Origin of the sequence: Candidatus Symbiopectobacterium sp. 'North America', assembly GCF_015762685.1 — a bacterium.
In the GTDB taxonomy this organism is placed as follows: Bacteria; Pseudomonadota; Gammaproteobacteria; order Enterobacterales; family Enterobacteriaceae; genus Symbiopectobacterium.
In genome coordinates this window covers 1-11,688 of sequence record NZ_PEHF01000091.1, presented here as the reverse complement: position 1 = coordinate 11,688, position 11,688 = coordinate 1, and the positions used below count along the sequence as shown (strand labels likewise).

At 51.7% G+C, this 11,688-nt stretch carries 8 protein-coding genes and 2 pseudogenes; 7 read left to right on the top strand and 3 right to left on the bottom strand.

Annotation, left to right across the window (positions count from 1 at the left end):
• Complete coding sequence (gene ravA, locus CS369_RS19495) at positions 1 to 1,503, bottom strand: ATPase RavA (protein WP_196908353.1); 1,503 nt, start codon at positions 1,501 to 1,503, stop codon at positions 1 to 3.
• Between the two features lie 308 nt (positions 1,504 to 1,811).
• Here ravA and CS369_RS19490 point away from each other — a divergent pair, with 308 nt between their 5' ends.
• Complete coding sequence (locus CS369_RS19490) at positions 1,812 to 3,518, top strand: low affinity potassium transporter Kup (protein ID WP_196908352.1); 1,707 nt, start codon at positions 1,812 to 1,814, stop codon at positions 3,516 to 3,518.
• A 52-nt stretch (positions 3,519 to 3,570) separates the two neighbouring features.
• Here CS369_RS19490 and CS369_RS19485 read toward each other — a convergent pair.
• Positions 3,571 to 5,267: pseudogene (locus tag CS369_RS19485) on the bottom strand (pectate lyase).
• 291 nt (positions 5,268 to 5,558) lie between these two features.
• Here CS369_RS19485 and rbsD point away from each other — a divergent pair.
• From rbsD to rbsR, 6 genes and pseudogenes are all read left to right on the top strand, one after another.
• A pseudogene (rbsD, locus tag CS369_RS19480) lies at positions 5,559 to 5,973 on the top strand (D-ribose pyranase).
• Positions 5,974 to 5,980: 7 nt separating this feature from the next.
• Entirely contained in the window at positions 5,981 to 7,486 is a 1,506-nt protein-coding gene (rbsA, locus tag CS369_RS19475; protein ID WP_196908351.1) for a ribose ABC transporter ATP-binding protein RbsA, read from the top strand.
• Between the two features lie 7 nt (positions 7,487 to 7,493).
• A complete protein-coding gene (rbsC, locus tag CS369_RS19470; RefSeq protein WP_196908350.1) occupies positions 7,494 to 8,462 on the top strand; it encodes a ribose ABC transporter permease in 969 nt (322 codons plus the stop codon).
• Between the two features lie 29 nt (positions 8,463 to 8,491).
• Positions 8,492 to 9,382, top strand: coding sequence for a ribose ABC transporter substrate-binding protein RbsB (gene rbsB, locus CS369_RS19465; RefSeq protein ID WP_196908349.1), 891 nt, complete (start codon positions 8,492 to 8,494; stop codon positions 9,380 to 9,382).
• Positions 9,383 to 9,449: 67 nt separating this feature from the next.
• On the top strand, positions 9,450 to 10,376 hold the full coding sequence (gene rbsK / locus CS369_RS19460) for a ribokinase (RefSeq protein WP_196908348.1): 927 nt from the start codon (positions 9,450 to 9,452) through the stop codon (positions 10,374 to 10,376).
• 3 nt (positions 10,377 to 10,379) lie between these two features.
• Entirely contained in the window at positions 10,380 to 11,381 is a 1,002-nt protein-coding gene (gene rbsR, locus CS369_RS19455) for a ribose operon transcriptional repressor RbsR (protein ID WP_244665117.1), read from the top strand.
• Positions 11,382 to 11,447: 66 nt separating this feature from the next.
• Here the strand turns inward: rbsR and CS369_RS19450 are convergent, their stop codons facing one another.
• Positions 11,448 to 11,624, bottom strand: coding sequence for a hypothetical protein (locus CS369_RS19450; RefSeq protein ID WP_196908347.1), 177 nt, complete (start codon positions 11,622 to 11,624; stop codon positions 11,448 to 11,450).
• Positions 11,625 to 11,688: the final 64 nt, after the last annotated feature.

Sequence of the window (11,688 nt, the reverse complement as noted above, 5' to 3'; positions counted from 1 at the left end):
TCAATCCTGTAACGAGAGCTGTATCTGTTCGTCGACCTGTTGCAGGCTATCTTCTATTTTTGCCAGCCAGTCAGCAGGGATGAACAAACACGGCTGATGGTGGTGAAACAGACGTTGCTGCTCGCGCAGTTGTTGACGTAATTTCTCATATTCATCAGTAAGTTCTGTCGGTAAGGTACAGTCTCGTTTTTCAGGTAAAGAAAGAATAGTGGTCTGTAGGCTGATATCGCGCACCGCAAGATGAAGGTGGTCATCCACGTACATGTCGAGGTGCTGGGTAAACCCGATGCCGTTGAGTTTTCCCCTGATTTCGCCTTCTCCGCCTTTTTGCAGCCATGACTGCAAGGCGTTTTTTTCTAACACAATATGTGTCACATCAATATTATTCAGTACCAGCGGGCGCTGCAACACCACGGTTAGCGTCTCTTTACTCAGGGCGTCTGGCAGCAGGTAGAGGGCTTTACGGCTGAGGAATGCCCCCTGTTTTTCGACAGTGATAGCCTGCAACTCGCTTTCTTGCTGCTGATATTGCTGCCGTTTCACGTTTAACTGCTGCAAGCGGAACAGCAGTGCCTGTTGCTGATAGGCGTGTGCGGTGATGAGCTGCTCGGTGTGCTGTTCCACCAGCGTTTGTGAATCCCTGTCATGCCACAGGCAATCTTTCAGCAAGATGATATCAAGCGGAACAATGCTTTCACGGCCAGAGAAAAACGCACAGGCTTGCAGCAGTCGCAGCGCTTTCTTCCAGCGTCGATCGGAAACGTACGGCGCGTTGTCGGTGGTATTCAACTGTTGGCGCAGTGCGTAAATCAGTTCAAAGCAGGCATCCGGCAAGGCGATGCGATCGATGGCGCTTTGCCATGACTGGTACTCTTCGTCACTGACGCTCAGTGACAGCGGCACTGGGTTGTCGCGATCGCTACCGGTGTGCGTCAAAAATGCACGGAAGTTTTGTTTTTCTTGCACTTTATCCAGCCACTGGCGAATAAGCATGCGGTCATAGAGTGCTTCTAAGCTGCTGTCTGATTCAGGCAGTTCATTGGAGGCCGTTACCAGCAGCCGCATGGGGATGGTTTCTTCATGGCTGCCGTTGCGAAAGCGCCGCTCATTGATGGCTGTCAGCAGGGTATTGAGAATGGCCGGGCCGGCTTTCCAGATTTCATCCAGAAAAACGATTTCTGCCTCCGGCAAGTAGCCGCCGGTAAGACGCTGATAACGCCCTTCATCTTTTAGCGCCTGAATCGACAGCGGGCCAAACACCTCTTCCGGGGTAGAGAAGCGTGTCATCAGGTATTCGAAAGCGCGGGCGTCACGAAACGCGAACTTCAGGCGACGCGCGATCATGCTCTTGGCGATGCCCAGCGGCCCCAGCAAAAACACGCTTTCGCCGCTGAGCGCGGCGAGCAGGCACAGGCGAATAGCGTGCTGACGTTCATACAGGCCGTGTTCAAGGGCTTGGCTGAGGTGTGTAATACGATCGGCCAAAGAGGCTGATTGAAGCATAAGAGATCCGTTTTTACTCTGATGACGCAAAACAGGGTGGCAAGCGATAAAGTCATCAACGATGATGCAATAATATACGGCAGATCACAGATTTTTTTTAATCGTATCTCCATCGATTATTGCCATTTTTGGCTATATTAATCAATAAACCAGTTTATTTCTGGATGTTTCGATACGGAGTGAAGGGATAGGTTTTTGCATGAATATATGCATACTGTGCGCTTTCGGGCTAAGTCTACGAAAAACGCGTTGCTCTCTACGCAGTGAAAACAGCGGAAGTCGCAAAGTGAAAACAGAAGATAGGCGCTATGAGCTCAGAGCATAAGCAATCGCTTCCTGCCATTACCTTGGCAGCTATTGGCGTGGTGTACGGGGATATCGTCACCAGCCCACTTTATACATTAAGGGAATGCCTTTCCGGACAGTTTGGGTTTGGCGTCGAGCAGCATTCAGTATTTGGTTTTCTCTCGCTGATCTTCTGGTTGCTGGTGCTGGTGTTGTCGCTCAAGTATCTCTCCTATGTGATGCGAGCCGACAACGCCGGAGAAGGGGGGATTTTGACCCTGATGTCACTGGCCGGACGCCACACCAGCGATCGCATGACATCCATCGTGGTGATCATGGGGCTGATTGGCGGCGGGTTTTTTTATGGCGAAGTGGTGATCACCCCGGCGATGTCGGTGCTTTCAGCAATGGAAGGGATTGAGATTGCTGCCCCCGAGTTGGATAGCTACATCGTGCCGCTGTCGGTGATTGTGCTGACCTTGCTGTTTGCCATTCAGAAACACGGTACCAGCAGTGTGGGTAAGCTGTTTGCGCCAGTGATGCTGATTTGGTTTTTAACACTGGCGGTACTGGGAGTGCGCAGCATCATGGACACGTCGCAAGTGCTTCAGGCATTGAACCCGGTTTACGCCGTGCGTTTCTTTATAGAGTACAAGTTTATCTCTTTCTTCGCGCTGGGTGCTGTGGTGCTGGCGATCACTGGGGTGGAGGCGCTCTACGCGGATATGGGGCATTTTGGTAAATTCCCTATTCGCCTGGCGTGGTTTACCGTGGTGTTGCCGTCATTGGTGCTCAATTATTTTGGTCAGGGTGCGTTACTGCTGTGTAACCCGGAAGCCATCAAAAACCCCTTCTTTTTGCTGGCTCGCGATTGGGCTTTGATTCCGCTGCTGATCCTGGCAACGCTGGCGACCATCATCGCCTCTCAGGCCGTTATCTCGGGCGTATTCTCGCTGACGCGCCAGGAGGTGCGTTTGGGGTATCTGCCGCCGATGCGCATTGTGCATACATCAGACATGGAATCCGAGCAGATTTATATTCCAGCGATAAACTGGCTGCTGCTGGTGGCGATGTTGTTGATTGATATCCCGCCGTTTCTTGCCAACGTGGTCAATATCCTTTCCGGCGGCTGGTTGCCGCTGGCGCTGGGATTAATCATGTTCACCATTATGACGACCTGGAAAAGCGAGCGTTTCCGTTTGCTGCGTCGTTTGCATGAGCATGGTAATTCACTGGATGCGATGATTGCCTCACTCGAAAAAAACCAGCCGGTGCGGGTGCCGGGTACGGCGGTCTATCTCGCGCGCGTGACGCACGTCATCCCGTTTGCATTACTGCATAATCTCAAACACAACAAAGTGTTGCATGAAAGGGTGGTGCTGCTGACCATGCGTACCGAAGCGGTTTCCTATGTGCATAATGTGCAGCACCTTACGGTTGAACAGCTTTCCCCGACCTTTTGGCGCGTGATTGCCAACTACGGCTGGCGGGAAACGCCCAACGTGGAAGAGGTGTTTCACCGCTGTTGGCAGGAGGGGCTAGCTTGCCAAATGATGGAAACATCGTTTTTCATGTCCAATGAGTCGCTGACCATGGGCAAACGGCCCTGGTATCTGCGCGTGCGCGGCAAGGTGTTTATGATGCTGAGTCGTAATGCGTTGCGCGCGACCGATCAGTTTGAGATACCGCCGAACCGGCTGATAGAGCTGGGGATTCAGGTAGAAATTTAGTGTATGACGCCCTCAAAAAAGAGGGCGTCATTTTTGGTAATTATTTACCGTTCTATTTACCGTTCGGTTTTAAGGTTTCCCCTTCCTTCAGGGCAAACAGCTCATCATCACGGGTGGAGACGCGGGGGCTGCCGTCCGGCATGCGATAAGCCCCTTCGGTGAAGCCGGAGCCGTTGAGGAACGGGGCAACGGCCTGCGGTTTGTTCTTCAGTGTGGCTTCCAGTGCCAGCAGTGCGTAAGGATCGATGCTATCAATGGATGCATATTGATATTTGGCGGAGTTCATAAAGAAGCCGTTGTGCAGATTATTGCTGACAATGTTGTCGGCCACCGTCAGGTAGGTTTTATCCTGCGTTGCCTGCCACAGATCGATCAGCGCAAAAATAGCATACGGGTCGCTGTTCTTGGTGCTGACATTGACGCTGACGCCTTTACCCGGTGCTGATCCTATATCCCCCAGATCCAACCCCTTGGCGATACCGCGTGCCACTTTCCACAAATCGGCATCCTTCTCCAGCGTGTAAGCGCGGGCGTAGGACAACAGGAAATCACTGCTGGCTGGGTAGGCTTTCAGCACCGTACCTTTCTTACCGTAGTACCCATCGCGCGGCAGCGTGTAGTTGGAAAGATCGGTGCCGTTGGCCAGCATCGGACGGAAAGTGTTGTTGCTTTCGTCATAGGCGTATTTGGCAAACGCTTTCAGGCCGTCCAGCGTCCATTTCTTGATATCGTCGCCGTCTTTACCGAGATCTTTCGCCAGTTGTAACTGCATCAGCGCATTTTCGGAATAGAGCGTGCTGGTGCGCCCCTTCAACATCATGTTGCCTTCCAATGCAGCAGGCCCAAACTCTGGTCCGAACTGACGTTGAGCACGGTCACCGTATTTGGAGTTGGTATCGCTGTCATCGCTGGTTTCAGCGCGTTTTAATGCCTGGGTGAACTGGTAAACGCCGAGGCCAGTTTTTTTATCGAGCGGCAACACATACTGCTCCGCCAGCCGTTTTGCCCATACCAGCGCGCCGGCTTCATGGTTGTTTTTATAGAGCAGGGATGCGGAATAGATCAGGTCATTACCGGCGTTAAGAAAACTCAGCCCTTTGGTGGCGAAGAAAGGCGGTTGCTGGGTAAAGCTGTTGTCCCACAGTTTACCGATCTCCTTACCGTACTGACCGTGGCGGCTGGTTTCCAGGATTTGCCAGTCATAAACGTGGGCATTCCAGAATGCGCGAATGAAGCGAACCGTCGCCGGTTTATCCACGGCAAACATCAATTCGTAGTAGGGGTAGGCATTTTTCAGCTCATGCACCAACTCTTTTTCACTGGGGCCTTCGGGCTGTAGCGTTTTCAAATCGACAAAACGGTGTTCCCCCAAATCAGCAGACCGCTTTTATCCTGATAGCGATCGAAATAGTAACGCACGCTGGTTTTGGCGCGCTGTTAATAACGCTCATCGCCCGTCAGGTTAGAGAGGCCAACCAATACGCGCATAAAGTTTTGCTGAGCGGAAAAATTGTAGAGTACCGCTGTGCGCCCATCGGGGAAAACTCACTCAAGCTGTTTACCGGTGCGCGGATCGACACCGCTCGCCAATAACGGTGAAGGCTGCGTGCTGTGATAATGGTCTCCCGCTTTATCTAAGACGATATCGGCATACTGTTTTACGATCGTCAAACGATCGGCGCTGTGCGCCTGAGCGGTGAGTGCAGCCATACAGCATAGGGTTGCCAAAGAGAGGGATATGTTTTTCATCGTTAGAGTCCTTGTTAACAAACCAGAGTTTTTTCGGCAGGCGTCAGAGTGCCGTTATTGTTTAAATTGTGAGTATGGTGATGTGAGCTTTAGGAAGTGAGGTAAATCATGCGAAAAAAGAAACAATATTTTAATAAATTAATTATATTGTTTCATTGTTTTTTCATTTGTGATAACGATCAATCTTCCGACACCGGTGGTCAGCGGCTATTTTCTAACCTAATGTTTTTCTTATATCTCTTTTTTGTGATAGCGAAACGTTTCGCTGTCGTTATCAAAACGAGTGACATAATAAAAAAAGGCGTATTACTCAATTCCGAAGTCTCGAGCGTGATTGCCCGACTTGGACACACTGACCAAGTGGTGGTGTGTGATGCAGGGTTACCCATCCCTGCCACCACCGCCCGTGTAGATCTGGCGTTAACACACAATGTGCCTATATACAGGTGCTGAGCGTGATTACGCAGGAGATGCAGGTAGAAGCGGCGATTGTTGCGCAAGAGATTATCGAGAAGAACCCAGTGCTCCATGAAGCTATTCGTGAGCATTTGCAACAGCTTGAACAACACCAGGGAAACACCATTGCGTTGCACTATGTCAGTCATGAGGCATTCAAGACGCAAAGCGGGCAGAGCAGGGCCGTTTTTCGCAGCGGTGAATGCTCGCCCTATGCCAATATATTTTGTGTGCTGGCGTAACCTTCTGAGGCCGAGATGGAACCTTTATTACAGTTGCAGGGAATAGTAAAAACCTTTCCCGGTGTAAAAGCGCTGTCCGGTGCTGCCCTGAATGTCTATCCCGGCAAGGTGATGGCGCTGGTGGGGGAGAACGGTGCCGGGAAATCAACGCTGATGAAGGTGCTCACCGGTATTTACCGCAAAGATGCCGGTCATGTTCGCTTTCTCGGGCAGGAGGTTGCCTTTAACGGGCTAAAATCATCGCAGCACGCGCGTATCGGTATTATTCACCAGGAACTCAACCTGATTCCTCAACTGACGATTGCCGAAAATATTTTTCTTGGCCGTGAGTTTACCGGAGTCTTGGGGCGCATTGATTGGCAAAAGATGTACGCCGAAGCCGATAAACTGCTGAAAAAGCTCAACCTGCGTTACAACAGCCGCCGACTGGTCGGCGAGTTGTCCATTGGTGACCAGAAAATGGTCGAAATTGCCAAGGTGCTGAGTTTTGAATCCAAAGTGATCATCATGGATGAGCCCACGGATGTACTGACGGATACCGAAACCGCGTCCTTATTTACCGTGATTAAGGAACTGACCGCACAGGGCTGCGGTATCGCCTATATCTCCCACCGCCTGAAAGAGATCTTCGAGATTTGTGATGACGTGACCGTGCTGCGTGACGGCCAGTTTATCGGTGAGCTCCCGGTCAACCAGCTGCATGAAGAGCAGCTCATTGAAATGATGGTGGGGCGTAAGCTGGAAGAGCAGTACCCTCGGTTGAATACCGTGCCGGGCGATATTCGCTTGAGCGTTACAGACCTGACGGGGCCGGGTGTTGAAGGCGTCAGTTTTACGCTGCGGCAGGGGGAAATTCTTGGTGTGTCCGGCCTGATGGGCGCAGGGCGTACCGAACTGATGAAGATCCTGTATGGCGCACTTCCCCGCACGCGCGGTGATGTGGCGCTTGATGGCCGTGAGGTGGTGACGCGCAGTCCGCAGGATGGGCTGGCAAACGGCATCGTTTATATCTCCGAAGATCGCAAACGCGATGGCCTGGTGTTGGGGATGTCCGTCAAAGAGAACATGTCGCTGACGGCATTGAGTTATTTCAGCCGTGGCTTTGGCGCACTCAAACATGAAGACGAACGCACCGCGGTCAGTGATTTTATCCGTTTATTCAATATTAAAACTCCCTCAATGGCACAGCCCATTGGCCTGTTGTCCGGCGGAAATCAGCAGAAGGTCGCGATTGCTCGCGGGCTGATGACGCGGCTGAAAGTGCTGATCCTCGATGAACCTACGCGCGGCGTCGATGTGGGGGCCAAAAAAGAGATCTACCAGTTAATCAACCAGTTCAAAGAAGAAGGCCTCAGCATCATTTTGGTGTCATCGGAAATGCCGGAAGTAATCGGTATGAGCGATCGTATTTTGGTGATGCATGAAGGCCGTTTGAGCGGTGAATTCTCCATTGAGCAGGCCACTCAGGAAGTGCTGATGGCGGCGGCGGTTGGCAAGCAATATAGCGTAAAGCAGGAGTAAGTCAGACGTGAGTTCCGAATCTATCACGGCAAAGCGCTGGTTCAGTAAAGAGTGGCTGTTGGAGCAAAAGTCGCTGATTGCCCTGCTGATCCTGATCGCAGTGGTTTCGTCTATGAGCCCTAACTTTTTCACGGTCAACAACCTGTTCAATATCCTGCAACAGACATCGGTGAACGCCATCATGGCGGTAGGGATGACGCTGGTGATTCTGACCTCGGGTATCGATTTGTCGGTCGGGTCATTGTTGGCGCTGACTGGCGCGGTGGCGGCATCGATTGTTGGCCTGGAAGTGAATGCGCTGTTGGCGGTGTTTGGCGCGTTGGCGCTCGGTGCGGCAATCGGGGCGGGCACTGGCGTGATTGTCGCGAAAGGAAAGGTGCAGGCGTTTATCGCCACGCTGGTGATGATGTTGCTGCTGCGCGGCGTCACCATGGTGTACACCAACGGCAGCCCAATAAACACCGGTTTTTCTGACGTTGCCGATACTTTTGGCTGGTTTGGCATTGGTCGCCCTCTGGGGATTCCTACACCGATCTGGTTGATGGTTATCGTTTTTATCGCTGCCTGGTACATGCTGCACCACACGCGGCTCGGGCGCTATATCTATGCGTTGGGCGGCAATGAAGCGGCAACCCGCTTGTCGGGCATCAGAGTCGATAAAGTCAAGATTATCGTCTACGCCTTATGTGGGTTGTTATCCGCATTGGCTGGGATTATCGAAGTCGCGCGTTTGTCATCGGCACAACCAACGGCAGGCACGGGGTATGAACTGGATGCGATTGCGGCAGTGGTGCTGGGAGGGACCAGTTTGGCGGGCGGTAAAGGGCGCATTGTCGGCACTCTCATTGGCGCGCTGATTCTTGGGTTCCTCAACAATGGACTGAATCTGTTAGGTCTTTCTTCTTACTACCAAATGATCGTTAAGGCAGCCGTTATTTTGCTGGCGGTTTTGGTAGATAACAAAAGCAGTAAATAACCTTCATTCTCACGCATAGGAATTGTATTATGAATATGAAAAAACTGGCTACGCTGGTTTCTGCTGTTGCATTAAGTGCCATGGTGAGCGCCAATGCGCTGGCGAAAGAGTCGATAGCATTGGTGGTTTCTACCTTGAATAACCCGTTCTTCGTGTCACTGAAAGACGGCGCGCAAAAAGAAGCTGATAAATTGGGCTACAACCTGGTGGTGTTGGATTCGCAAAACAACTCGGCAAAAGAGCTCTCCAACGTTCAGGATCTGACCGTGCGCGGTACCAAACTGCTACTCATCAACCCGACAGACTCTGATGCTGTAGGTAACGCGGTGAAACTGGCGAATCAGGCCAACATTCCGGTGATTACCCTGGACCGCGTAGCGGGCAGCGGCACGGTGGTAAGCCACGTGGCGTCTGATAATGCCTTCGGTGGCAAAGTTGCTGGCGATTTCATCGCGAAAAAATTGGGTGAGGGTGCCAAGGTGATTCAGTTGGAAGGTATTGCCGGAACCTCTGCTGCCCGTGAACGCGAAGCCGGTTTTATGAAATCCGCTGAGAAAAACAAATTTGTCATGCTGGCCAGCCAGCCTGCTGATTTCGATCGTACCAAAGGGCTGAACGTGATGCAGAACCTGCTCACCGCACACCCTGATGTAAAAGCCGTGTTTGCACAAAACGATGAAATGGCACTGGGTGCGCTGCGTGCTCTGCAAACTGCGGGTAAAACAGATGTCATGGTGGTTGGTTTTGATGGCACGCAGGATGGCGTAAAAGCCGTAGAGGGCGGGAAATTGGCTGCCACTGTTGCACAACGTCCTGAAAAAATCGGTGAAATTGGCGTGCAAACCGCTGATAAGGTCATCAAAGGTGAAAAGGTACAGGCGATTATCCCGGTTGATCTAAAACTGGTTGCTAAAGAATAACGCATAACAACGACAAGCAGCGCCGCCGGAACAAGGCGGCGCTTTTAATCACTTTTGGGGCGATTTTATGAAAACGGGCAAACTCGTGGTGTTGGGCAGTATTAATGCCGATCATATCCTCAATCTGACACACTTCCCTCAACCGGGCGAAACGGTGATCGGTAAGCAATATCAGGTCGCTTTTGGTGGTAAAGGTGCCAATCAGGCGGTCGCTGCCGGACGCAGTGGTGCCGATATTGCCTTTATCGCTGGCGTGGGTGAGGATGATATTGGTGCCCGTATTCGCGAGCAGTTGTCTCGTGATCAGATAGACGTTTCTGCTGTTGAAACCGTTGCCGATGAAACCACGGGCGTTGCGCTGATTTTTGTGAATGGCGATGCTGAGAATATGATTGGCATTAACGCGGGTGCCAATGCGGCGATCACTCCCGATGTTTTGGCGCGTCACCATCAAAAAATCATTGATGCTTCTGCTTTATTAATGCAGCTCGAGTCTCCGTTGGAGACCGTTATTGCCGCTGCACAGTTGGCGCACCAGCACCAAACGCGTGTAATTTTAAACCCGGCTCCCGCCTGTGACTTGCCGGATGAGCTGCTGGCGCTGGTGGATATGATTACGCCGAATGAAACGGAAGCGCAGCGTCTGACCGGTGTCACCGTGCAGAACGAGCAAGATGCCGCACAGGCTGCGCAACTGTTGCATAATAAAGGTATTACTACCGTGCTGATTACATTGGGTCGTCGCGGCGTATGGCTGAGTGAAAACGGGCAAGGTCAGCGTATTCCCGGTTTTCAGGTTCAGGCCGTAGATACGATTGCGGCGGGCGATACCTTTAATGGTGCGCTGGTCACTGCACTTTTGGAAAATCAACCGATGCAAGCCGCCGTGAAATTTGCTCATGCTGCCGCTGCCATTGCGGTAACTCGCGCTGGTGCTCAGTCCTCTGTGCCGTGGCGCAATGAGATCGACGCATTTTTACACTCCCAGGGGTGATATGTGGCCACAATGAAGGATGTTGCTCGCCTGGCGGGCGTGTCGACGTCAACCGTTTCACATGTAATCAATAATGATCGCTTTGTTAGTGACACGGTGCGCGAGCGGGTATTGGCGGCAGTTGATGCTCTCAACTACTCACCGTCTGCGCTGGCGCGCAGTTTGAAGATCAATCAGACGCAAACTATCGGTATGTTGCTAACGGCAAGTAGTAACCCGTTTTATGCTGAAGTGGTGCGTGGCGTTGAGCGCAGTTGCTATGAGCGCGGGTATAGCCTGATCCTGTGCAATACCGAAGGCGACCATAACCGCCTGGACCGTAGCCTGGAGACCTTGATGCAAAAGCGGGTTGATGGCTTGTTACTGATGTGTACCGAGAACCACCGCCCTTCCTCGGAAACCGTTAGCCGTTACCCGTCAATTCCACTGGTGATGATGGACTGGTCGCCGTTTGAAGGCGTGAGTGATGTTATCAAGGACAATTCTCTGCTTGGCGGAGATATTGCAACCCGCCATCTGATCGACAGCGGTTACCGCAATATCGCCTGTATCGCTGGTCCACAAGATAAAACAACGGCCTATAACCGACTGTTAGGCTATCGGCAGGCGATGCAGTGTGCAGGTTTGCCCGTTCCTGATGACTACGTGGTGTTAGGGGATTTCGAGTTTAAAACCGGATACCAAGCGATGCGTAAACTACTGTCGTTGGCGCAAAGGACGGATGCTGTGTTCTGTAGTAACGATGCTATGGCGGTTGGGGTTTATCACGCGCTCTATCGGGCGGGATTGTCTATTCCAAGGGATATGGCCGTGGTGGGTTATGACGATATCGAACTGGCGCGTTATATGTCTCCACCGTTAACGACCATTCATCAACCTAAAGATGAATTGGGGGAACTGGCGGTGGATACGCTGTTATACCGTTTGGAACATCCTGAAATCGAGCCAACGGTACTGGTATTAACGCCTGAGTTGGTGATGCGCGAGTCGGTGGCTCATCGGTAAATGGGATTTACGACGCAGTATAAAATGGGCTGATTGGGATGAAATAGCGTCATCTATGCTGGTTTGCTATGCGATTCGCCGAAAAAACATCCACTCAGAAATAAAATTGAAATTAGCCCTTGTCAGGGCGCGAGAAGTGTCTATAATGCGGCTCCACTGACACAGCAACAGCAACAGCAACAGCAACAGCAACAGCAACAGCAACAGCAACAGCAACAGCAACAGCAACAGCAACAGCAACATGCGGTTGCGGTAACAGTCGGAAAGTTAAACGCGAAATTGAAAAATTAACGTTGACTTTTCAACG